The organism is Sorangium sp. So ce394, assembly GCF_051474665.1.
In the GTDB taxonomy this organism is placed as follows: Bacteria; Myxococcota_A; Polyangia; order Polyangiales; family Polyangiaceae; genus Sorangium; species Sorangium cellulosum_D.
Genome location: NZ_CP150339.1, coordinates 1643823 through 1667769, shown reverse-complemented (window position 1 = coordinate 1667769; position 23947 = coordinate 1643823). Strand labels below are relative to the sequence as shown.

The 23947-nt window shown below is 70.8% G+C and carries 18 protein-coding genes; 17 read left to right on the top strand and 1 reads right to left on the bottom strand.

Annotation, left to right across the window (positions count from 1 at the left end):
• Positions 1 to 86 precede the first annotated feature (86 nt).
• From WMF33_RS06140 to WMF33_RS06095, 10 genes are all read left to right on the top strand, one after another.
• Entirely contained in the window at positions 87 to 1421 is a 1335-nt protein-coding gene (locus WMF33_RS06140) for an ABC transporter substrate-binding protein (RefSeq protein ID WP_437336263.1), read from the top strand.
• 71 nt (positions 1422 to 1492) lie between these two features.
• Entirely contained in the window at positions 1493 to 2620 is a 1128-nt protein-coding gene (locus WMF33_RS06135) for a substrate-binding domain-containing protein (protein WP_437336262.1), read from the top strand.
• A gap of 371 nt (positions 2621 to 2991) precedes the next feature.
• Positions 2992 to 5232, top strand: coding sequence for a HAMP domain-containing protein (locus tag WMF33_RS06130; protein WP_437336261.1), 2241 nt, complete (start codon positions 2992 to 2994; stop codon positions 5230 to 5232).
• Between the two features lie 4 nt (positions 5233 to 5236).
• Positions 5237 to 5647 carry a response regulator gene (locus WMF33_RS06125; RefSeq protein ID WP_061629359.1) on the top strand — a complete coding sequence of 137 codons (411 nt, stop codon included), beginning with the start codon at positions 5237 to 5239 and terminating at the stop codon, positions 5645 to 5647.
• Positions 5644 to 6219 carry a YfiR family protein gene (locus WMF33_RS06120; protein ID WP_437336260.1) on the top strand — a complete coding sequence of 192 codons (576 nt, stop codon included), beginning with the start codon at positions 5644 to 5646 and terminating at the stop codon, positions 6217 to 6219. The genes WMF33_RS06125 and WMF33_RS06120 overlap by 4 nt, the downstream gene beginning before the upstream one ends.
• Position 6220: 1 nt before the next feature.
• Positions 6221 to 8650: a TonB-dependent receptor plug domain-containing protein gene (locus tag WMF33_RS06115; RefSeq protein WP_437336259.1), complete on the top strand. Its 2430-nt coding sequence runs from the start codon at positions 6221 to 6223 to the stop codon at positions 8648 to 8650.
• Positions 8647 to 9003, top strand: coding sequence for a hypothetical protein (locus tag WMF33_RS06110; protein WP_437336258.1), 357 nt, complete (start codon positions 8647 to 8649; stop codon positions 9001 to 9003). The genes WMF33_RS06115 and WMF33_RS06110 overlap by 4 nt, the downstream gene beginning before the upstream one ends.
• 91 nt (positions 9004 to 9094) lie before the next feature.
• A complete protein-coding gene (locus WMF33_RS06105; protein ID WP_437336257.1) occupies positions 9095 to 10198 on the top strand; it encodes a substrate-binding domain-containing protein in 1104 nt (367 codons plus the stop codon).
• Between the two features lie 234 nt (positions 10199 to 10432).
• Entirely contained in the window at positions 10433 to 11641 is a 1209-nt protein-coding gene (locus WMF33_RS06100; protein WP_437336256.1) for a PAS domain-containing protein, read from the top strand.
• Positions 11642 to 11822: 181 nt separating this feature from the next.
• Positions 11823 to 13001 (top strand): hypothetical protein, encoded by a 1179-nt coding sequence (locus WMF33_RS06095; protein WP_437336255.1) that lies wholly within the window; start codon positions 11823 to 11825, stop codon positions 12999 to 13001.
• Positions 13002 to 13029: 28 nt separating this feature from the next.
• Here the strand turns inward: WMF33_RS06095 and WMF33_RS06090 are convergent, their stop codons facing one another.
• Positions 13030 to 14376, bottom strand: a complete 1347-nt coding sequence (locus WMF33_RS06090) for an MBL fold metallo-hydrolase (protein WP_437336254.1) — start codon at positions 14374 to 14376, stop codon at positions 13030 to 13032.
• 201 nt (positions 14377 to 14577) lie between these two features.
• Here WMF33_RS06090 and WMF33_RS06085 point away from each other — a divergent pair, with 201 nt between their 5' ends.
• The 7 genes from WMF33_RS06085 to WMF33_RS06055 all read left to right on the top strand — a co-directional run bounded on the left by WMF33_RS06085 (position 14578) and on the right by WMF33_RS06055 (position 23924).
• On the top strand, positions 14578 to 14781 hold the full coding sequence (locus WMF33_RS06085) for a hypothetical protein (RefSeq protein WP_437336253.1): 204 nt from the start codon (positions 14578 to 14580) through the stop codon (positions 14779 to 14781).
• Between the two features lie 587 nt (positions 14782 to 15368).
• Positions 15369 to 15728, top strand: a complete 360-nt coding sequence (locus WMF33_RS06080; RefSeq protein ID WP_061629367.1) for a hypothetical protein — start codon at positions 15369 to 15371, stop codon at positions 15726 to 15728.
• Between the two features lie 99 nt (positions 15729 to 15827).
• Positions 15828 to 16184 (top strand): hypothetical protein, encoded by a 357-nt coding sequence (locus tag WMF33_RS06075; protein WP_437336252.1) that lies wholly within the window; start codon positions 15828 to 15830, stop codon positions 16182 to 16184.
• Between the two features lie 471 nt (positions 16185 to 16655).
• Positions 16656 to 18551 (top strand): glycosyl hydrolase, encoded by a 1896-nt coding sequence (locus WMF33_RS06070; RefSeq protein WP_437336251.1) that lies wholly within the window; start codon positions 16656 to 16658, stop codon positions 18549 to 18551.
• A 272-nt stretch (positions 18552 to 18823) separates the two neighbouring features.
• Positions 18824 to 20695, top strand: a complete 1872-nt coding sequence (locus WMF33_RS06065; protein WP_437339449.1) for a glycoside hydrolase family 15 protein — start codon at positions 18824 to 18826, stop codon at positions 20693 to 20695.
• 280 nt (positions 20696 to 20975) lie between these two features.
• Entirely contained in the window at positions 20976 to 22115 is a 1140-nt protein-coding gene (locus WMF33_RS06060; RefSeq protein ID WP_437336250.1) for a glucose 1-dehydrogenase, read from the top strand.
• A gap of 33 nt (positions 22116 to 22148) precedes the next feature.
• Positions 22149 to 23924, top strand: a complete 1776-nt coding sequence (locus WMF33_RS06055; protein WP_437336249.1) for an IlvD/Edd family dehydratase — start codon at positions 22149 to 22151, stop codon at positions 23922 to 23924.
• The last annotated feature ends 23 nt before the right edge of the window (positions 23925 to 23947 follow it).

Genomic DNA, 23947 nt, shown 5'->3' with positions numbered 1-23947 from the left:
CAGACACATCCTGTTTGGGATGTCATCGAGAGGCCTGCATGTACCTTGGGAGCCATGCCTCTTCGCGGTGCGTCCATCGAGCCGGCATGGGATCCACGCATCGCGGACAACGCCTGCGCTGCCTGGAGGCCGGGCTGCTCGTCGGGCTCGCGTCCCTCCTCTCGGCGTCCTGCGCGCCGAGCGAGCCCGAGCGCCCCGAGAACGCGGTCGTCATCGGCGCCCTCCTGCCCTTCACCGGCAGCGAGTCGGCCATCGGCCGCAACCTCGAGCAAGCGATGCTGCTCGCGATCGAGCACCTGAACGCCGCGGGCGGGCTCGACGGGCGGCCGTTCGACCTCCGGAGCCGGGACAGCCACTCGAGCTCGGAGCGCGGGATCCACCAGCTGGCCGCGCTGCTCTACAAGGATCAGGTCGCCTACCTGGTGGGGCCCGAAGAGAACGACCTCGCCAACGAGATCTCGCGGGACGTGAAGGAGCTCGACCGGTTTCACATGCTGCCGGGGTATGCCGCCCCCCCCGTTGCGCGCAGCGAGAGGAAGGGGGGCTGGATGCGGCTCGCCCCTACCCCGTTCGACATCGGCTGCGCGCTGGCGAAGGACGCCATTCGCGACGGCATCCGCACCGTGAACAGCCTCGCCGCGTGGGACGACTACAACGCCAAGGTCAACAGCGAGTTCACGACCAACTTCGTGGCGCTCAGGGGAAGGGCGTTCCCGTCGGTGCCGCTCACCGCGGGCGAGCATACCTACACGGACAAGATCGCGTACGCCTTCGATATGGGCCCCGACCGCACGCTCCTGGCCGCCTTTCCTGCCACCGCCTCGACCGTCGTGACCGAATGGACCGTCGCCGGGCGCCCGGGCGCCTGGCTCCTCGGCCCCGCGCTGCGCGCCGAGGCGCTCCTCGCCAACATTCCCGCGGGCGTCCTCGATGGCTACTCCGGGGTCTCGCCCTCGCTGAGCCTGCGGAGCGAGTGCCAGATCGTGGACGAAGCGGAGGAGAAGGTCGAGTGCACGACCGGGAACGCCGCCGCCTTCATCGACCACTTCTCCCGCCGGTGGGGCGGGGAGGTGCCGTTCCCCGCGGCGCACTTCTATTACGACGGCGTCGTCCTCATCGCGATGGGCCTCGTGTACGCCCAGGCCACGAGCGGGGAGATCCCCTCCTCCGGAAACGCGCTGCAGAAGATCATCCGCGAGCTCAACAGCCCCGACAACGAGCCGGCCTCGTGGCGGGATCTGAAGACGGCGATGACCAGGCTTCGCGAGGGGGTCCCTCTCCGGTACGTGGGGGCGGCCGCGGAGTACGAGTTCGACATCTACGGGGCGAACAAGCACCACTTCATGCAGAAGTGGACCATCCGCGACGAGACGTTCGTCGATCTCGACCCCGTCCCCGTCACCTGCAGCGTCAGGCAATGATCTCGCGGCGAGCGTGACGTTCACGCAGGAGTGCGCACGATCGACGAGCCACGGGCGAGGAGGAGCTGCTCATGGGGCGGATTGGACGATGGAGTACGACGGTCCTCGGTCTCGCGCTGACGACGGCGTCATGCGGGTCCGACCAGCCCCCCGGCGCGGGCGAGCAGCTCACGCCCATCCAGCGAGCCCCGATCCCCGACAACGAGTTCACGCCCGTGGAGCTCGAGGACACGGTCGACCGCCTCGTCGCCGAGATCAACGCGAGCGCGCTCCGGCCGATGCGGATGGCGGTCGTGCTGAAGAACGCCGCGGGCTTCTGGGGGCCGGTCGTGACGGCCGCGACCCGGGCCATGGCGGAGCTCGGGGTCGTGGGGAGCGTGATCGGGCCGATCGCGCTGTCGGAGGACGGCCCTCAGCCGGACGAGGTCCAGAACGAGCAAATCGCGCAGGCGGTGGAGGACAAAGCGGAAGGGATCGGCCTCGCGCCCTTCGGCGACCTCCAGACCACCGCCGTCGACGAGGCGGTGGCGAGGGGGGTCCACGTCGTGACGCTCGACAACGACGTGGCGGCCTCGAAGCGCTCGATCTACGTCGGGACGCTCAACGAGTCTGCCGGCACCACGGCAGCGGAGACCCTGCTCGCGATGCTGCCCTCGCCCCCTGGGACGGTGATCCTCCACGGCAGCACCGACGAGGCCGGGAGCGCCGGCCTGGAGCGAACGCAGGGCGCCCAGGACAGGCTCGAGGCAGCCGGCTACGAGGTCGTCGTGGGCCAAGCCCACTGGGACCTCTCGGGCGAGACCGACGACGTCGAGTGGATGACGGCCCAGATCGAGGCGGCGGACCCGCCCCTCGTGGGGATGCTCGGCCTGTTCAACGTCTCGTACCGGTGCGCGATGGCCGCGGAGGCCGCGGGCGCAAAGGTCCCCATCGTCGCCTTCGACTTCGATCCGATAACCGTCGAGTACATGCGCCAAGGGCGCATCCGGGCCACGCACATCCAGCGGCAGTACTACCAGGGCTATCTCGTGCCCTACATCCTCTACGGCATCGAGAACCTCGGCCTCGAGGCGACAAAGAACATCCTCGCCCCGCAGATGGTCGACGGCACCCGGGTCAACACGGGCCTCGACGTGGTCCGCGGGGACAAGGTCGACGACTACAACGACTTCCTCAGCTCGATCGACGCGAACCAGTAGCGGCGCCGCGGCCCAGCGCCCGAGCTCGCCCGTGGCTTCATGAGAGCGCCGCGCCTGCCCCGCGCCGCGCGCCCAGCGCCGGCACGCGCCGTGAGCAGCGGGCCATCCAACAGGCGCCCAACAGGCGCCACGAGCCGACAACTCCCTCCAATGTGGGTAAGGAAATTCCTGTTGCAAATATGAAATAAGCTACGTACCGTCGGGGACTGAAGGGTATTCTCCGTGCGCCTGTCCGCGCTCCTCCGGGGGGACGCTGACACTGCGCGCCGGCGCCCGGACATGCCTTTGTCTTTCGTGGGGGCGCGGATGACGTACGCTCTTCGATTCGACCGTTCCTTGCATCGGGTACGAGCTGCCGCGCCGGTCGCCTGATGCTGGACGCCGGCGCCGCCTCCACGCCCTCGACGCCCGACCGGCAGCGCGCCGGGCGCGCCGGCGTTCCCCTCGGCATCGGCGTCAAGCTCGCGGCGGCGACCGTGGTCGTCCTCACCAGCGTCACCGTGCTGGTGGCCAATCAGGTCATCGAAAAGACACGGGATGATCTCGTGTCGGCGAAGGCGAACGCCGCCTCGATGATGGCGGATCTGCTCTCGGGGTCCCTGACCGCGCCGCTCGATTTCGGCGATCGCGACGCGGCCCAGGGCGAGCTCGACCAGCTCCGGTCGAACCGGGCGCTGATCGGCGCGATCGCGTGGGGCAGCGACGCCGAGCCCGTCGCCAAGGTCGGGGATCCGCCAGAGGGGCTGTCGGTCTTCATCGCGCGCGGCGCCGAGAACCAGGTCCTCGAGCGCGAGATCCGCGTCGCCCGCGCGGTCGTGCGCGACGACGGGCGGCGCCTCGGGACGCTCGCCCTCGTCTTCTCCCTCGATCCCGAGAACGCCGCGTTCGCCGCGGCGCGCCGCGACATCCTCGAATACGCGGGGCTCGTCGGCGCGGTGACCGCCTTCCTCCTCCTCGGGTTCGCCCGGTGGCAGATCGTGCGCCCGCTCTCGCGGCTCGTCGACGCCGCGCGGCGCCTCGGCGAGGGCGACCGCACCGTCCGCGTGCGCGTCCGCACGAACGACGAGCTCGGCCGGCTCGCCGACGTCTTCAACGCGATGAGCTCCGCCATCCTCGAGCGCGAGGGCAAGCTGGAGATGGCCACGGAGAGCCTCCGCGAGCTCTTCGACAACATGCGCGAGGCGATCGTCGCCTTCGGCCCCGACGGCCGGCTGGGCGTCGAGGCCTCGAAGCACGCGAGGCAGCTGTTCGGCGAGCGCGCCGAGGCGGGCCGCCACGTCGCGGAGCTCCTCTACGGCGACGACCCCCTCAGCGTCGAGAGCCAGGCGCTCCGGCAGTGGATCGACGCCGCGTTCGGCGCGGAGCTCGACCTCTTCCCGGAGGTCGCCGAGCTCGCCCCGCGCTCGCTCTGGTTCGAGCGCGCGCCGGGCGACCGCAGGTTCTTGCGGCTCGAGTTCTGCCCCGTCGTCTCCGGCCAGCAGGTCGCGCGCGTCATGCTGCTCGCGACCGACGAGACCGAGCTCCGGCGCCTCGAGGCGAGCGTCAAGACCAAGGACGAGGAGCACGCGCGCCAGATCGCGGCCATGCGCCGCCTCGTCGCCGGCGGCGGCCAGGTCTTCGTCCGCTTCGTCGAGATCTCGCGCGAGCGCGTCGCCCGGTGCGCCGAGATCCTGGGCGCCGGCGGGCGGCTCGGCGCCGCGGACCTCGACGAGCTCTTGCAGCAGCTGCACACCCTGAAGGGCGAGGCCCGCTCGTTCGACCTCGAGCGCCTCGCGGACGAGGTCATGACCCTCGAGGACGAGCTCGCCGCGGTCCAGGCGCGCGCGCGCTCGGAGGACGAGCTCTCCGTCGACCTCGGCGCGGCGACCCTTCGCGCGCGGCTCGAGCGCGTCGCCGAGGAGCTCGCGCGCGCGCAGGAGACGTTCGTCGACGCGTCGCCCGTGGGCCGCGCGGTCCTCGACCAGATCACCGTCCGCCGCACCGACGTGAGCCGGCTGGGCGAGCTCCTCGCCGGGCAGGGCGGCGAGGCCGCCGAGATCGCCCGCCGCCTCGCGTCCCGTCCGTTCGGCGAGGTGCTCGCGGCGCTCGTCGAGCGCGTGCCCCGCTGGGCCGAGAAGGAGGGCAAGCGCGCCTGCCTCGAGATCGAGGGCCGCGAGGTCCCTGTCCCCGCCGATCTCGCCGGCCTGCTCCCGGGCGTGCTCATCCACCTCGTGCGCAACGCGATCGCCCACGGCATCGAGACCCCCGACGCGCGCGCCCAGGCGGGCAAGCCCGAGCTCGGCGTGATCCGCGCCGTCTGCGCCGAGGCTCAGCCGCTGCCCACGATCGTCGTCGAGGACGACGGCCGGGGGCTCGACCTCCACGCCCTCGCGGCGCGCGCCGGCGTCGACCCGACCGATCTGCGCCGCGCGCGCGAGCTCCCGTTCGCCCCCGGCGTGAGCACGAAGGGCGACGTGAGCGACCTGGCCGGCCGCGGCGTCGGCCTCTCGGCGGTCCGCGCCGACCTCCTCTCGGTCGGCTGGCTCATCGAGGTGGACGCGTCGCGCCAGACCGGGACGGCGTTCGTGATCCGGCCCCGCGACCGGGCCGTTCCCCTCAGCAACGGAGATTGAACCGATGGCACACGGCGGACGCATCCTGGTGATCGATGACAGCGAGATCGTGCTGATGCGGATCCGCGTCGAGCTGTCGAGCGCCGGCTACGACGTGGTCACGACGACGCAGCTCGTCGGCACCGCCCGCCACCTGCGCGGCTGCGATCTGGTCATCATCGACTTCTTCATGCCGGGCCTCGACGGCGGCGCCGTCCTGCGCTCGCTCAAGGCGGCGGTGCCCGCGACCGAGCGGCCTCCGCTCTTCTACCTCTACACGACCGACGCCAAGGCCGGGGCCCAGTACGCGGAGCTCGGCTTCGACGGCGTCTTCGGCAGGAAGGGCGATCTCCTCGCCCTCACCCCGCAGGTGGAGGCGGCGCTCCGCATCCGCAAGCTCTCCGGCCTCGCCCGCGCCAAGGAACGCAGGGCGTGACGCTCTGCCGGCGCGCCTTCGTGCTCGGCCTCCTCGCCGCGGCCGCCCTCGCCCCGCGCCGCGCGCGGGCCGAGACGGCGACGGCGCCCTTCGACGTGCAGGCGGAGATCGTCACGCGCATCCTGCCGTACGACCGGGGCTTCCCGGAGCGGGTGAAGGCGCAGGTCTCCTTCCTGCTGCTCACGAGGGCGCGCGACGCGGACTCGGCGAGCGCCGCGCACCAGATGAGGCGGGCGCTCCTCGACATCGGCAAGGTGCGCGACCGGCCGATCCGCGTCGAGGCCATCGAGTACTCGAGCGCGCCCGAGCTCGCCGCGGCGTGCCGCGCGCGCGACATCCACGTCGTCTACATCTCCTCCGGGCTCGCGAAGGACGTCGCCGCCATCCGCGGCGCGCTCGCGGACACGGGCGTCTTGAGCTTCGCGGCCGTCGAGCCCTACGTCGCGCAGGGCGCCGTGCTCGGCGTCGACGTCGCGAACGGCAAGCCGCGCATGAGCATCAACCTCGCGCAGGCCCGGGCCCAGCGCATCGATTTCCCGGCGTCCATCCTCAAACTGGCAAGGATCTACTGACGTGCGCTCGCCCGGTTTGGCACTGCTCTGCACAGCGTCGCTCGCGTGGTCGACCGCCGCCTCGCGCGAGGCGCGGGCGGAGGACGTCAGCTCCCTCCTCGAGATCCTCGAGGAGAACGTCGTGTCCGGCGCCTCCCGCGCCGCGGAGCGCGCGAGCGACGCGCCCGCCATGTCGTCGGTGATCACCGGCCAGCAGCTCAAGCGCTTCGGGATCCAGCGCCTCGCCGACGCGCTCAACTTCCTCGGGAGCGGCGTCTTCGCGCACTACCGCATGTCGGCCCCCGAGGTCGGCGCGCGCGGGGTCGCGCTGACCCGGGACGCGAACAGCCACGTGCTGCTCGTGCTCGACGGCATGGTCGTGAACGAGCAGGGCGGCGGCGCGGTCTTCCTGCACGACATCCCGGTCGACGCCATCGACCACATCGAGGTGATCCTGGGGCCGGGCTCCGTGCTCTACGGCGCGCAGGCCATGCTGGGGGTCATCAACGTCGTCACGAAGAAGGCCGCCGACCACCAGGGCCTCCACGCCTCGCTCATGCTCGGGGCGTCGCCGCCGCTCGACGAGTCGGGGAGCATCATGGCCCCGGCGGTCGAGAGCCCCGGGGGCGAGAACACCGTGGCGCTGAGCCTCGGGCGCAGCTTCACGCTGCTCGGGCAGCCCGCGGGCGTGGTGGCGGCGGCCGACATGCACACGTTCAAGGGCCCGCACTTCGCCTTCGCGAAGCAGCCCATCCCGGTCGGGCCCGACGGCGCGCCCTCGCTGGATCTCGGCTCGCACGCCGAGCCCGGCACCTGGGGCGGTCCGGTGAAAGAGCAGTGGTTCCGCCGCAAGGCGGGCGCGTACCTGCGCGTCGACGTCGGCGACCTGAGCGCCGCCGCGCAGGTGACGCGCTCGGTGTGGGCGGCGCCCCAGATGGATCTCTACGAGAACCGCGTCGGCGCCTACGACGACGCGCACAACAGCAACACGCAGTCGCTGTCCCTGGCCAGCGTGCGCTACCGCGCCCGCTGGAGCGAGCGGCTCGAGGGCGTGGCGCGCGCGTATTTCGGGTACAGCCGCCTCCTGCGCTCGCGCTACGTCGTCGGCCACGACGCGCTCGTGCCGGGCGTGCCGCTCAGCGTGAGCGATCCCGAGCAGTGCCCGCGCGGGCCGTCCGGGCCCTGCCGGAAGGAGGCGCTGTTCCTCTCCCGCTGGGTCGGGCTGGAGCTCCAGGCGGTGGTCGACTGGGCGGGCGACGGCGCCTTCTCGACCCTGGCGGGCGTCGACGGGCGCCTCCGCACGTCCGCGTACGAGATCGTCGCGTTCGACGACCTCACGGGCAAGAGCTACGGCTCCGAGACCGCGCTCACGCGCTGGCACGGCGGCGGGCACCGCCTCGAGGACGAGGCCGCGCTCGGGGCCTACGTGCAGCAGACGCTGCGCCCTTTCCGGCCCATCGCGCTCAACGCGGGCATCCGGGTCGACCTCGACTCGCGCATCCCGCTCGAGCACCTGCCGGCCGCGATCTCGCCGCGCGCCGCGCTGATCGCCGAGCCGGACGATCGCGTCTCGCTCAAGCTCATCTATTCGAGCGCGTTCCGCGCGCCCAGCTTCGTCGAGCTCTACATGCTGAGCGGCAGGCTCCTGCCGAACCCGGACGGCCTCAAGCCGGAGAAGGTCTCGTCGGTGGAGGCGGTGTCGTCGTTCCGGACCGGCGCGTACGCGATCACGGCCGGCGGCTTCGCCTCGACCTGGCGGGACGTCATCGAGCTCCAGATCGTGAAGGCCAGGGCGCCCAGCGTCTCGAGCTTCAAGAACGTACCGGGCATCCGGAACTACGGCGCGAACCTCGGGTTCGAGGCGAGCTTCCTCGAGCGGCGGCTGCGCGTCGGCGCGAACTCCACGTTCGCGGTGACGCGGCGCCGCATGTCGGGGACGCAGATCGACAACAATGCAAAGTTCGGCGTCGGCGACGAGGTCCCCCTCACGGTCGCGCCGTCGGTGTACGGCAACGCGCACGTCTCGTACGAGATCGGCGCCGGCGCCGTGTCGCTGGCGGCCGCGTACATGGGCCGCCGGATCGCGGATCAGGCGTATGTTGGCGGCAATCCGTCGAACATCTCCCCGCGCCCCGAGGTGTCGCCGCAGCTCGAGCTCCGCGCGGCGCTGACGGGCGCGTTGCCCGGGGTGAAGGGCGCCGGGTACACGCTCGGCGGTCAATACGCGTTCTCGGCCTACGAGCCCTACGTCGTCGGCCCCAACCAGGGACAGCCGCGCTACCTCGTGGAGCGCGGCCCCAGCGCGGATTTCGCGCTGACGAACCGGCTCACGGTCTTCGCCGGGATCGAGCTTCACCTGGGCGGCGATGACGCTGCCGCCGGCCCGCCCGCGGCGGCCGGGCCCTCCTCGCGCGCGACGGCGTCCCGCGCGCCCCTGGGAGCTTTGCCGTGAAGAAGAGACCGATCCTCTCCTCGCTCCTCGTCGTCTCGCCGGCCGCCGCGTGCCTCCTTGCGTGGGGCTGCATCGAGGTCGGCCACCCTGTCGAGGTGGGCTGTTACGTCGAGGTCGACAACCCGAATTGCGTGGACACGGGCGTCTCCGCGAGCTCCTCCCGCGCGAGCGGGACCACCTCGACCGGCGTCGGGGGCGGCGGCGGCGCGGACACGCACGGCGGCGGTGACGGCGGTCACGGGGGAGGCGGCGCCGGCGGGACAGGCGGTCACGGCGGCGACGGCGGGACAGGCGGTCAGGGCGGCGACGGCGGCGCCGGCGGGACAGGCGGTCACGGCGGCGACGAACCATGATGGACGCCGCGCGTTGGCAGCCAAACATCTCTCACCCGATCGCACCATCGTTCTTGACGGCTTTCTTGGTTCTCGAGCGTGGAGGGGGTTCATGCGCTATCAAACATTCTCGGGTATTCTCCTGGTGACCAGCCTGCTCGCCTGCAGCGACAGCGAGAGCGCGACGGGTGATCCGATCACCATCGCCTACATCACGCACAACAAGTGCAATCGATTCCACGACCTCGGGCGCGAGGGCGCCAGGCAGGCGAGCACGGAGCTCGCGGCCACGAGCGCGCGCCCGGTCGAGGTGATGATCCTTGATCCCGAGTGCCCGGAGCTCGATGGGAACGGCGATCCGAAGGATCCCGACGACGAGTGCTACTTCTCCCGGCCGCAGATGGCGGTGCTGGAAGAGGTCATCGCCAGGAAGGTCGACGCCATCTCCGTCGACGTCTTCGACGGGGTCTGCGAGAACGACATCATCAACCGGGCCGTGGACGCCGGCATCAAGGTCGTCACGTACGGCGGCGACGCGCCGAACAGCAAGCGCCACACCTACTACGGCATGGACAACAAGGCCGCTGCCGCCTTCCTCATGGATGCGCTCGCGACCATCAACGGGAAGACCGGGAAGATCGCCTTCCAGACGATGATGGAAGAGAACAGGGACGGCGGCTACACCCCCACCGCCGCAGGGACCTTCATCGACCGGACCGCCGGCTTCTCCGAGGCGCTGAAGAAATACCCGGACATGACGAACGCCGCGACCCTCCCCTGCCTCTGCTGCGACTATCAAGACCCCTTCTGCACGCAACAGGCGGAGCAGGCGCTGGAGGACGACCCGGAGATCACGGGCTTCTTCTTCTCCTACAGCAAGCTCCTCGGCGAGCCGGACCTCGAGGCCCACGCGCCGTTGCTCGCCGAGAAGGCGATGGCGAAGGAGATCCACTCGGTCGCGTTCGATACGCTGCCGGAGTACCTGGATCGCATGCGCGCCGGCTACGTCGACGTGCTCCTCGGCCAGAAGCTGTTCGGCTGGGGCTACGACACCGTGATGCTGGCGTACGACCTGGTCACCACCGATCGGCGCGTGGACCCCTTCACCGACGCTGGCTGGTACGTCGTCTGTCCGAACAACCTGGACGAGTTCGAGCGCAATACCCAGGCGATGGACTACCGGACGCCCCTGTCCGACTGCAGCCTGCTCCCGTGAGCCCGCCGGTGCGCCGCGCGGCAGGCGACGCCGCGTGACGCGCGCCGCGCTGGCTTGCTGCCTGCGCCTGCGCGGTAAGGCTGGCGCGCCGCGCCGGGCGCGCTCGACAGGGAGGCGACGTCGTCGATTCGGCCGCGCGCCCCGCGGCCAGTGGCTATCATGTGGCAAGCTCAGGCCCGCGCGCTTGCCGCCGCCCGACGTCGAAGGAGCCACCATGAACAAGGCCGTGCCGGGATGAAAGAGACCAGGGGCAAGGACCACCATGAGGCGACCGGCGGGCGCGCTCAGCGGATGCTCGACGCGACGCCGGCGATCCTGTGTGTCGTGGACATGAGAGAGCGGCGGCTCACCGCGCACAACGCCGCCCTCGCCCGCGCGCTCGGTTGCTCCGACGAGGAGCTCTCGACGCGCGGCCTCGCGGCGCTCTCGGCCCGCATCCACCCCGACGACCTCGCCGGCCTGGCCGCGCGCGCCGAGCGGCTCTCGGCGGCGCGGCACGGCGAGGTCGTGGACGGCGAGCTGCGGGCGCTGGGCCGCGAGGGGGACGAGCGGCTCTTCGCCGTCCGCGCCGAGGTCTTCACCCGCGGCGAGGACGGCGCCGCGCGCGAGATCTTCCTGTCGGCCGAGGACGTGACCGAGCGGCAGCGCCGCGAGCGGCGCCTGCTCCGGAGCGAGGCGTTGCTCGCCGCGTTCTGCGAGCGCGCGCCGGTCCTGCTCTACGCGAAGGACGGGGACGGCGCCTTTCTCCTGGTGAGCCGCTCGCTCGAGGAGATCGTCGGCGCGGCCCCGGGCAGCATGGTCGGCAAGACCGACAAGGACTTCTTCCCGCCGGAGGTCGCGGCGATTTACAACGATGTCGACGCGCTCGTGCGCAGCAGCGGCACCCCGTTCGAGGCCGAGGATCCCGTGCCGCACCCCGGGGGCGAGAGGACGTATTTCACGATCAAGTTCCCGGTCTCGGGCGAGGGCATCCCGGAGGGCTCGATGGCCGGCGTCTCGCTCGACATCACCCGCGTCAAGGAGGCGGAGCGCGAGCGGGAGGCGGCGCGGGACGAGCTCATCGTCGCGCAGCAGGACACGATACGGGAGCTCGTCACGCCGCTCTTGCCGATCGCCGAGGGCGTCCTCGTCATGCCGCTCATCGGCTTCTTCGACAGCGCGCGGGCGGGCGGCATCATCGAGACGCTGCTCCAGGGCGTCGAGCGGCACGCGGCCCGCATCGCGATCATCGACATCACCGGCGTCAAGGCGGTCGACGAGCGCGTCGCCGAGATGCTGGTGCAGGCCGCGCGCGCGGCCGGGCTGCTCGGCGCCGAGGTCGTCTTGACCGGCATCCAGCCCGCGATCGCGCGGACGATGATCGAGCTCGACATCGACCTGCGCGGCCTGGTCACGGAGGGCACCTTGCAAGGCGGCATCGCGTACGCCCTGAAGCGCCGGTGACGGGCGGCCGGCCGCGCGTCGGCGCGAGGGCCCGCGGGCTCCCGTTCGATCCATCGGTAAAGTTGCGCCACGAGCGCCGATCGCCGGCCTTCGGCGCGCCCGCGCGGGCGCTCGCGCGCCGCGGCGTTCGTACGAGCTTGGATGAAGGATGTGGCGCGCCCCCGTGTGGTAGCTTCGGCGCATGACCAGCGCGAGCGTGACGCTGCCAGTCCCGGTCGCGGCGCCGCGCCGGGAGGCCTCGGGCGCCCGCCTCATCGAGTTCCTGCTCGTGGGCGGCGCGACGCTCGTGCTCTTTCCGCTCGCGTGGCTGCTCCGCCGGGCGGTCGGGCTCGACGCGTCGGAGCTCGCGATCGGCTTCTTGACGTTCCACGCCGCGTCCGTGATCAACGATCCTCACTTCGCGGTCACGTACCTGCTGTTCTACAGGGACGCGAGGCGCCGCGCGTTCGACGGCGCGCTCCCCCCGGCGCAGCGGGCCCGCACCGTCGTCGCGGGGCTCCTCGTCCCGCTCGCGCTGCTCGCGTGGGCGGCCTTCGCGCTCTCGACCGGCTCCGCGCGGGCGATGGGCTTCATGATCCAGCTCATGTTTCTCCTGGTGGGCTGGCATTACGTCAAGCAGGGCTTCGGCGTCCTGACGGTGCTGTCGGCGCGGCGCGGGTTCCGGTTCAGCCCGCTGGAGCGCAGGGTGATCCTCGCGCACTGCTTCGCGGCCTGGGCCTATGCGTGGGCGAGCCCGGCCGATCCGGGCAGGGAGCTCGAGGAGAAGGGCGTGGTCTACACCTCGATCGCGCACCCGCCGGCCCTCGAGCCCATCGCCGGCGCGGCCTTCGCGCTGAGCGCGCTCGCGCTGTGCTGGGCGCTCGCGCGGCGGTGGCGCGCGGACCGGCGGCTACCGCCGCTCTCGCCGCTCGCGGGGTTCCTCATCACGGTGTGGCTCTGGACGGTGTACTCGAGCCTCGACCGGCTCATGATGTACGTGATTCCGGCGCTGCACTCCGTCCAGTATCTGTATTTCGTCTGGCTCCTGAAGCGGAACGAGGCGCGCGACGCCGAGGGCCCGCCGCTGTTCGGGAGGCCGACAAGCCTGCGCCTCGGCCTCCTGGCCGCCTCCGCCGTCGGCCTCGGGTGGGTCGTGCTCCGCGGCGCGCCCGCGCTCCTCGACGGCGCGCTGGTGCTGAGCGCGAGCGGCGACGAGACGATGGCCGGGCTGGGCCCGACACCCTACCTCGCGGCCATCTACGTGTTCGTGAACATCCACCACTATTTCATGGATAACGTGATCTGGCGCCGGGAGAACCCCGAGACACGGTATCTGCTGCGCCAGGACGGCGAGGACGGCGAGGACGGCGCGAGCGGCTGAGCGGCGAGCGCGCGCCCCCGCGCCCGCGTCACGCCCTCCGCTTCACCACCGCCCCCACCGCGCGCGCGGCGAGCCAGACGACGGACGCCGCGGCGCCGATCGCGCTCGCCGCCGCGAGGGAAGCCCGCATCAGCGCCGGATTGACCTTCTCCGGCCGGTGATCGGGCAGGTACGGGTGGAGGGCGCGCGGCAGCACCCACGCCTCGCTCCCGGGGCCCTCGCCGCCGATCGCGCGCACCGCGCGGGCGAGGCGGCCGCGGGGCTGCACGCGGCTCTGCACCCAGGGGATGAAGCGGGCGATCGGGAGGCGGCCAGGCGCCTGCCGCTCCATCCAGGCCACCGTGCGCCTCAGCTCGGCCGCCGTCGCGGCGGCGCTGCCGTCGCCGTCGAGGCGGTGCCACTCGCCGTGGCTGGGCAGGAGCCACGCGAACCGGAGGTGGCCCGCCTCCGCAAGGGCGACCAGCCGGCGCACGGAGCCGGTCTGGCGCTCCCAGTCGTGCCAGCACTGGAGTCGGAACGCCATGATCTGGCCGAGACGGCGCGAGTAGGCGAGGTGATCGCCGGTGAACAGGAAGCGGCCGCGGTACAGCAGGCACATCGACCCCGCGGTGTGGCCGGGCTGCGAGAGCACGGCCAGCTCGGCGCCGGCGAGCGCGGCGTCGGCGAGCGGCGCGCCCTCGAGGGTCATGGGCTCGGGGCGGTCGGGGAGCTGGATCTCCACGTCGGTGGTGACCGCGGTGTACGCGCCGCCGCGCGCGCTCACGTCCGCGTAGCCGAGGATGCGGCGAGCGCCGGGAAAGCGGGCCGCGAACTCGGCGTGGTGCGCGGTGTTGTCACTGTGGGTGAGGAAGATCCACCGCACGCCGCCGCGCTCCTCGAGGAAGCGGAAGATGGCCTCGCTCGGCTTGGGCAGATCGACGAGCACGTTCCCGCCGGGGCGCTCGATGAAGTAGGCCGTGGCCCCGACGGTTTCCCTCGAGGGCTCGCCGAGCGCCCAGACGTCCTCCTCGATGCGGCGCGGCCAGGTGCTGAAAGGAGCGCCGAGCTCGCCGGCGCGAGGGCGCGCGGCGGGCGGCTTGAGGCGTAAGGCGTGGACCGGGCAGGAGGCCACGGCCGTGCGCGCCGCCTCGAAGTCGGCCCGGCTCCGCGGCTGGCGCAGGACGCCCGTGAACGCCCCCTCCTCGTACGTGCCCTCCAGCACGGCGGGGCCGCGGCGCTTCACGTCGCCGTCCATGGCCTCCCAGTGCGCGGGCGCCACCTCGCCCAGGAGCTCTGGCGCGAAGTTCCTGCAGACACCGACGCCGCAGCAAGCTCGCGTGACGTGCAGTCGTCCCCAATCTTCCCCATCGATGCCGTCGGTAGGCGTGTTGTTCATGGGCGCGCAGACTACCACGCTCCACCCGGGCCGCCATGGGCGCCCAGCGGTCCGAGCCGGTGAGTAATCGCACCGAAGCAGACCGAGCGCTGCCGCTCCGCCGCCCTCCCCGGTCGTCCAGGTTGTACACACCCGCGGTTCGCGCGAGCAGCTTTACGACGCTGCGGCGGCGCCCGTCATCCGCCGCGCGCTCCCGCCCCGGTGACCCGGGTCCTCTCCGGCGCCGGCGAGGCCGCCGCGCCGGCCGCCTCCTCCTTTCAGGCGCGGGAGGTCTTCGACCTCTTCTGGCCGCAGGTGGAGGTGATCGCCGCGTCCGCGGCGTCGCGCTCGCGGGCGATCGGCGCGCACCTGCTCCGAGGCACGTTGTTGCGCGCGTCGGAGGGTTGCCACTGCCCACCACGATAGGCCTCCAACCAGACCGAGGAGTCCATGGCCCGCGGAGAGGAGGCACGCCGATGTTGCCGAGATCTCCAGCGCACTGCGGGGCCCGACTCGCGCCTGAAGGCGACATGCCGATGAACGAAATCACAGATGGCCCGCGCGCGGGCCCACGGGCTCGCCCATCGCGGGCTCGCCGCACGGACGAGATCGAATCGAGTGGCGCGGGGACATACTCGCGCGACAAACGCGGTTCCGGACTCGTCGGATTCGATGCCCCACGAGCGCCAGGTCGCCCGGCTGGACACCGGGACCGCGGGCGCCGAGGGGTGAGCGCCCTCCCCGGAAGAGACGGCTCGCACCACGCCCGAGCAGCCACGACGCGAAAAAGCGTCGCCCCGGCGAAATCGGCGCCTGCTGCGCCGATATGCGTGGTGCCGAGGCGCATCTTTCTGCTATACATTGGCGCACACGCAGTGAAGTTGTCGGCGATGCCGTCTGGCCCATCGACCAGGCCCGGCAAACACGGCCGTCATGCGACGTTCGAGGCAACTTTCGCACAGCCGTGGGATGCACGCGCGTCTCGTGCCTCCCACCGTCGGAGGAACGTCGAGATGGCTCACACGTGCACGCCGAGCATCACCGCCGCGCCGGTCGAAGCGACCCAGGGCGACAGCCCTGCCTCGGCCGCGAGCTCGCGCGCTGAGCGCGGGGAGGTACAGACCGTGAAGCCGTGGTTGTCGCGGGTGGTGGACGGTGTGGAACAAAGGCTCTGCTGGCGCTTCCAGGTGCACGGGCGGAGCGACGTCACGTACGAGCCGGCGAGCGGCCAGCACGGCCCCTTCGATCGCGACAGGCAGCGGCACCTCAAGACGGGTGAGACGTTCCAGCGGCTCGACCGCTCGGGCTCTCCCCGGAAGTACGGCGGGCTCGTCTGGCAGCCGAAGCGCTCGATCGCCCGCTCAGGCCTGTGAGCGACGGCTCCACGGGAGCTCGGCCGCCAGGCCGTCACGGAAAGACACGTCACCCGGTCCGCACTTAAGGGCCGTCCACGGAGCTTGTTGATCACCGCCATGTCCATCCCCCAGAAGCCAGTCGCCTCCGCCCAGTTGCTCGCCACCGCTGCCCCCCTCAGCTTCCGCGCCACGTCGCGCGACCGGAGCGGCTCGACGCTCGGGGTGCTGCTCGACGCGTCCGGCGCTCAGCAGCACCTCGTGATCGAAGAGGGCGGCCTGGAGGGTACCTGGATGCTGTCGAGCGCGTTGCCCTACGGCCACGCCTCCTTTCTTCTGTACGAGAGCGCCGCCAACGTGCTGCGCGGCGGAAACCTGAGTGAGGGCGGGAGCATTTCGTACCAGGGAGCGCTGTACACGATCGAGACGTCGCTCGACGGGAATACCCGCACAGCGAAGGTGAGCGGCAGCGTGTGATCGGCCGCCGGTCGCTCACGCTCGCCGGCCGGATCGATCCGCGGCCGCTCGTGCGGCGCCGTCGCCGTTCTCCGGGTCGGAGCGGCAAGCGCGGCGACGACCGTCAACGCGGCTGACGCAGGGCGCGCCCTTCAGGGCGTGAACGATCCCCCACATCCGGCGGATCGAAGGTGAGGGTCGGCGTCGCGCCGGCGCCCTCGATCACCGCGCCAACAGCACAAGCGAAAACTTCCGTTACAGGCGCCCCCCCGGGTGATTCTACCCGGCGTGCGTTCCGCGCCGCCGCCGACCCCGAGCGATCCAGGCGCGCCGCTGACCGTGATCCCGGCAATATGAACCGGTTAACTCAGTGGGCCCGACGGCGGCCCGAAACTGACGACGGCCTCTCGTACCGGAAATTGGCATTGACGCTGAACCGATTCAGATCTTACTGCTTCCCCCACCACTCGTATCCTTCGCGGGGAAGCCACCATGAATCTCCACCAGCTCAGCCCACGCCTGTGCGCCGCGTTCTTTCTGTGCTTGGCAGCCGCGTGCGGGTCGTCGAACGACGGCACGCCGCCGGGGGAACCCCCTCCCGGAGACGACCCGCCCGGAGACGACCCGCCGGACGACAACCCCCCGGACGACAACCCCCCGGACGACAACCCCCCGGACGACAACCCGCCCGGCGATGATCCGGAGTTCCCGGACACGCCCCGGGGCAAGCTCCTCGAGGACCTCTGGACCTCGTCGCGAGCCGGCAAGTTCCGGTTCGGGTACGAGCACAGCATCCTGTGGGGGCTCTACGACCCGGGCACGAAGGGGCTCATCTCGACCAACGACTGGTTCGCGACCCTCGCGGGCGCGGCCAGCCGCGACGAGCGCGCGTGGGCGTCGGACGCCGGCGCGACCGTGGGAGAGAACCCCGGGCTGCTCGGCCTCTCCCTCGACGCGATGGTCTTCGACCCGGTCGCCTGGAACCGGCGCGACGTCGCCGCCGCCGCCGTGGCGTACACGCTGGAGCAGCCGGGCGGCATGGTGGCCATCGACTGGCACACGCCCCCGTGCAACTACGACATCGCGAGCTCGGACTTCGCGGCCGACATCGCGACGCCGCTCGCCACCATCACGGTCGACGGCCAGAGCGTCCCGATCCACGCCCAGGGCGGCGGCACCCCGTTCTACGCCGAGACGTACTATTCGGCGTCCCTGGGCTCCAGCGCGGACATCCCAGAGAACCTGAAGTGCGTCTGCAAGATCGCCAATGACGTGCCGATCGCGGAGGGGACCTTCGCCGGGATCTCGGCGCGCGACTGGCTCGTGGCCCACGCGAAGTACGTGGCCCAGTTCTTCCGCGACCACGGGCTCGACGGCAAGCCGGTCGTCCTCAGGCCGTTCCACGAGCACACCGGCGCGTGGTTCTGGTGGGGTCAGCCGTACTGGAACTGCCAGGCCCTGCTCGGCGACGATCAGGCCGTCACCGGCCCCGACGCCTACCGCGCCGCGTACCGCACGTTCGCCGAGGCCGTCCGGAGCGAGCCGGGGATGGAGAACGTGATCTTCGCGTACTCGACCGACAAGCTGCGGAAGCTGAGCGACAGCGAGGTGACGCCCGCCGAGGCGAAGATCCGAGATCCAGAGAGCCTCTCTCGCGACCTGCTCCGAGCGCGCCTGGTCGAGGAGCTCTCCGAGCTCGGCGCGGCCTACGAGAGCCCGCCCCAGCAGGCGATCCTCGACCACGACGGCCAGCCGCCGTCCGAGCTGCTGGAGGCGTACTACCTCGAGGCGTATCCCGGGGACGACCTCATCGACATCCTCGGCATCGATCTCTATTACCCGTACGAGCGGGCGGCGTCCCCGGCCGACCTCGAGGACATGAAGGCGATGGCGAGCGCCGTCGCGGCGGTCGGCGCGGCCAAGGGCAAGCCGCACGCGCTCAGCGAGACGGGCACCTACCGGCTGCACCTCCTGCACCGGGTCAGCAAGCTCGCGGCGGGCCAGCCGCTCGCGCTGTATCCGGCGGACCACGTGAGCCGGTGGTACGACACCCTGTTCGATCAGGGCATGAAGGCCGAGTTCCTGGACAACTACGGCCTCAGCGCGGCGTCCGCCGTCGCGCTCACCTCGACCGAGCTGACGAGCCTCTTCCCGGACGCGGGGCAGGGCGCCGTCACGGAGGACTGGTACAACGAGCACCTGCTCGAGATCGCGAAGAGCGCGGGCGTCTCCTACGCGCTGACGTGGCAGACCTACTATGACGGCAGCGACTTCGACGACAAGGCCGTCTACTATTATGTCCCGTTCCCGGGCCACCCCGAGGCGGACAACTTCCGCCGCTTCGCGGAGGACCCCGCGGTCTGCTTCGGCCCGATGGCGTGCGAGTAGGCGCCGCCGCGGGGTCGCCCGCCCCTCGAGCTCCACCCGGCTTCCCGGCAGGAGTCCTGCCCGGGGATCCGGAGGGAGAGAGAGCTTAACGCAAAGGCGCGAAGACGCAAAGACGCAAAAAAAATAGAACAAATATCATGCATTTTTGCGTCTTTGCGCCCCTTGCGCCTTTGCGTTGAAATTCATCTTCGCCCGCGAGTCAGATCCCTGGCGGGATTTCTGATCCGCGGTCCTAGGATTGCGGTCCAGGCATGAACCTGCATATTGCAGCGATGCCAGCTCCGCTCGAACACTACGGTCTCATCGGTGACACGACCACGGTCGGTCTGGTCTCACGTAACGGCTCGCTCGACTGGCTCTGCTTGCCACGCATCGACTCAGACGCGTGTTTCGCGAAGCTGCTCGGACGCGACGAACACGGCTACTGGACCATCCGGCCAGCCACGGCGATACGAAGCTTGGAGCGGCGCTATCGGCGGGACACGCTGGTCCTTGAGACCGAGTTCGTCTGTGAGAGCGGCCGCGCGCGCCTGATCGACTTCATGCCCCCAGGCGTGGCCGCGCACGAGGCCCCCCGGCTCGTCGACGGAGCCTATGGCATCGTCGAGCACGACGTCATCCGGATCGTCGAGGGAGTCGAGGGCGAAGTCCCGATGCACTCCGATCTGAGGGCGCGGTTCGGCTACGGCCGCGTGATCCCGTGGATCCAGTGTGACGGAGGCCGCGCGACGCTCACGTCTGGACCCGCCGCGATCGCGTTCAGCAGCCCAGCGTCGCTCGACCCCGACTGGAACGCCGCCCGGTTGGAGACGAGCTTCGTCGTCCGCGCGGGTCAGCGCCTGCCGTTCACCCTCACGTTCTACCCGTCGCATGAGCACGCGCCGGCCCACCCCGTCGACGCGGAGCAGGAGCTCGCGCGAACCGAGCGTCACTGGCGCGAGTGGGCGGGCCGTTGTCGCTACCAAGGCCGCTGGCGTGATGCCGTCGTGCGGTCGCTCCTCACGCTGAAGGCGCTCACCTACGCGCCCACGGGTGGGATCGTGGCGGCGCCGACCACGTCCTTGCCGGAGGACCTCGGCGGCGTTCGCAACTGGGACTATCGCTACTGCTGGTTGCGCGACTCCACCCTCACGCTCGACGCCCTGATGCGCGGCGGGTACCTCGAGGAAGCTCAGGCTTGGCGCGACTGGCTCATGCGCGCGGTCGCCGGTGCTCCTGCGCAGCTGCAGATCATGTACGGCGTGGCCGGGGAGCATCGGCTCACCGAGATCGAGCTGCCGTGGCTCCCGGGATACGAGGAATCGAGACCGGTGCGGATCGGCAACGGCGCATACGATCAGTTTCAGCTCGACGTCTACGGCGAGGTGCTCAACACGCTCTACGACGCCCACGCACACGGCCTGCCGGATCTGCCGCACACGTGGGACCCTATCGTCGAGATCGTGGACTTCGTCGAGAAGTCCTGGCAGCGGCCGGACGAAGGCATCTGGGAGGTACGCGGGGGAAAGCAGCTGCACTTCACGCACTCGAAGCTGATGACCTGGGTGGCCGTGGATCGCGCCGTACGCATGATCGAGGAGTTCGGCGTAGGCGGACAGCATCGACTGGAGAAGCGGCTCCAGCGCTGGCGCGCGTTGCGCGAGGAGATCCGCGGCGACCTGCTCGCGCGCGGATTCAACACGCGCGTCGGCGCCTTCACGCAATCGTACGGCTCGGAGGCCCTCGACGCGAGCGTGCTCCTGATCCCGCACATGGGCTTCCTGGCCGCCGATGATCCCCGCATGCTGTCCACCGTCGCGGCGATCGAGAAGGGCCTCACCCGGGATGGCCTCGTCCTGCGCTACGCGACCGAAACGGGCGTGGACGGTCTGCCGGGGGACGAAGGGACCTTCCTCATCTGCAGCTTCTGGCTCGCCGACAACTACGCGATGGTCGGTCGCCTCGACGAGGCGGAGGCGCTCCTCGATCGCTTGGTCTCCTTCGGCAATGATGTCGGCCTGCTCGCCGAGGAGTACAGCCCCGAGCTGCGCCGCCAGCTCGGCAATTTTCCACAGGCGTTCTCTCACGTCGGGGTCGTCAACACCGCACACATCATCGACGCAAGGAGAGCCGGGGAGGAAGTGTCCTTGCCATCCGCGGCGTAGGCCTTGCTGACGGTAGCTGACGATAGCCGACGGTCGCTGGCGACAGTGGGTAAGCGGCCGGCCGAGTCCCGTCAGATCCGGTCATACGCGATCAAGCGAGAAGCTCACCGCCGCCGCGCTCGTCGGGGAGCGACCGCCTTCTCCGAAGCGGTGGGTCACCGGCGGGTGGTCGCCTCGGGCTTGCCGCCCCCAAACGAACGCCCCATGGGACCCATCGCCGGCGTGCGCTGCCTGGCACGCACGACGACGAGCGGGCACGGCTCGCAGGAAGGGGGGACGCGTGAAGTCGGTCGCTGCCTTGATGGCCGAGAGGGTGGTGTGTCTCGTGGAAGAGGAAGACCAGCCGGATGCTCGGCGGCTTCCGTACGGGCACGCGCTGCTCCGCACCCTCGCCGTCGGCGTGTGCGGAACCGACCGGGAGATCGCCGCGTTCACCTACGGGTCCGCCCCGGCAGGGACGGACCGGCTCGTGCTGGGACACGAGGCTCTCGCCGAGGTCGTGCAGACGGGTGACGGCGTGGTTCGCCTTCGTCCCGGAGATCTCGTGGTGCCGACCGTGCGTCGTGCCTGTACCAGAATCGAGTGCCCGGCCTGCCGCGTCGGGCACCAGGACTTCTGCGCGACGGGCGAGTTCATCGAGCGCGGCATCTGCGGAGCGGACGGCTTCATGACCGAGCTCTTCGTCGAGGAGGAGCGTTACCTCGTCCCCGTCCCTCCGGCGGTCGGCGAGCTCGGCGTCCTCGTCGAGCCGCTGAGCGTCGTGGCCAAAGCGTTCGCCCAGCTCGACGCCACCCTGACGCGCTTGCCATGGGAGGACGGCGGGGCGCGGGGCCTGGTCCTCGGCGCCGGACCGATCGGCGTGCTCACGGCGATGGGGCTGGTCGCGAACGGAGCGCGGGCGGTCGTGTATTCGAGGGAACCGAAGGACGGCGATCGGGCGCGCTTGGTGCGCAGCATCGGCGCCGACTACGTATCGAGCGAGGCCACCGACGTGCCGGGGCTGGTGAGGCGCCTCGGGCGGTTCGACGTGATCATCGAAGCGGTCGGTGTGCCGGAGTTCGCGTTCAAGACCCTCCCCGCGCTGGCGGCGAACGGCGCGTTCATCCTCACCGGCATCCCTGCGCCGCGGCCCGCGATCGACTTCGACGCATCCGGTCTGATGCGCGATTTCGTCCTCCAGAACCAGCTGATGTTCGGGACCGTGAACGCCGGACGCAAGTCGTACGAGGCAGCCGTCCGGATGCTCGAGCAGTTCCTGATCCTGTTCCCCGACGCCGCGCGCCGGGTGATCGCGCGGCGGATCGCGCTCGACGAGGCGCCGGCCTCGCTGCGAGCAGCGGGGGGCGGAGCGAAGACGGTGATCCACATCGCAGAGGCCGGAACGGCGACGCGCGACGAAGGGCTTCGGGCTGCCGGGTAGGCCGCGGCGCCCCCTCGTCCAGGAAGGTGAGCGATGAACCAGAAGCGAAAGCTGCGGAGCCAGGCGTGGTGGGACGACGCGACAAATCCGGATATGACGGCGCTGTACCTCGAGCGCTACCTCAACTTCGGGCTGACCCGCGGAGAGCTCCAATCCGGCCGCCCCGTCATCGGGATCGCCCAGACGGGGAGCGACCTCGTGCCATGCAACCGCCATCATCTGAGCCTCGCCGTCCGAGTCAAGGAGGGCGTGCGCGACGCTGGCGGGATCCCGCTGGAATTCCCGGCGCACCCTCTCCAGGAGACAGGCAAGAGGCCCACCGCAGGCCTCGACCGGAACCTCGCGTACATCGGGTTGGTGGAGGTGCTCTTCGGATACGCGATCGACGGCGTCGTCCTCATGACGGGCTGCGACAAGACCACGCCGTCCTGCCTGATGGCGGCGGCGACGGTCGACCTGCCGGCGATCGTGCTCTCGGGCGGGCCGATGTTGAACGGGTATTACCGGGGGAGGCTCGCCGGCTCGGGGCTCGTGATCTGGGAGGCGCGCCGGCTCCTGGCGGCCGGCAGCATCGACTACGCGGAGTTCATGGACATGGTCGCCGCGGCGGCGCCCAGCGCGGGACACTGCAACACCATGGGAACGGCCCTGTCGATGAACGTCCTCGCCGAGGCCGTCGGGATGTCGCTGCCCGGGTGCGCGGCGATCCCGGCGCCCTATCGGGAGCGGGCGCAGATGGCATACGCGACCGGGCGCCGGATCGTGGAGATGGTGCACGAGGACCTGACGCCGAGCGCGATCATGACCAAGGCGGCGTTCGAGAACGCGATCGCCGTCGCTTCGGCGATCGGCGCGTCGACCAACTGCCCCATCCACATGAACGCCATCGCGCGCCACGTCGGGGTCGACTTGACCAACGACGATTGGCAGAGGGTCGGGCAAGACGTCCACTTGCTCGTCGACTGCCAGCCGGCCGGGCGATTCCTGGGAGAGGATTTCTATCGCGCGGGGGGCGCGCCCGCCGTCATGAACGAGCTGCTCCGCGCGGGCCGTCTCCACGGGGATGCGCTCACGGTGTCCGGACGAACCGTGGGTGAGAACGTGGCGAGCGCCGTCGCCGCCAACCGCGACGTGATCCGACCGTACGAAGATCCGCTGCGCCGCGCCGCCGGCCTGCTCGTCATGAGCGGGAACCTCTTCGACTCGGCCGTCATGAAGAGCTGCGTCATAGGAGAGAGCTTCCGCAACCGCTACCTCTCGGACCCCGCGCATCCCGACGTCTTCGTGGCACGGGCCGTCGTCTTCGAGGGGCCGGAGGATTACCACGCTCGCATCAACGATCCGTCGCTCGGGATCGACGAGAGCTGCATCCTCGTCATGCGCAACACGGGGCCCATCGGTTATCCGGGCTCCGCGGAGGTCGTGAACATGCAGCCGCCCGACGCGCTGGTTCGGGAGGGGACGACGCTGCCGACGCTCGGCGATGGCCGCCAGAGCGGCACCTCGGACTGCCCCTCCATCCTGAACGCGTCGCCCGAGTCCGCGGTGGGCGGCGGCCTCGCGCTGATCCGGACGGGGGATCGCATCCAGGTCGATCTGCGCCGGCGTCGCGTGGACGTGTTGCTCTCCGACGAGGAGATCGAGCAGCGCCGCAAGTCCCTGAAGCTGCCAGAGCTCGAGAGCCAGACGCCATGGCAGGAGATCTACCGGAACGCGGTCGGTCCCCTGTCCACCGGCGCCTGCTTCGAACCGGCCGTTCGGTACCAGCACCTCGTTCAGCTTCACGGGCTGCCTCGTCACTCACACTGAACGGCACGGGAACGGAGGTAAGG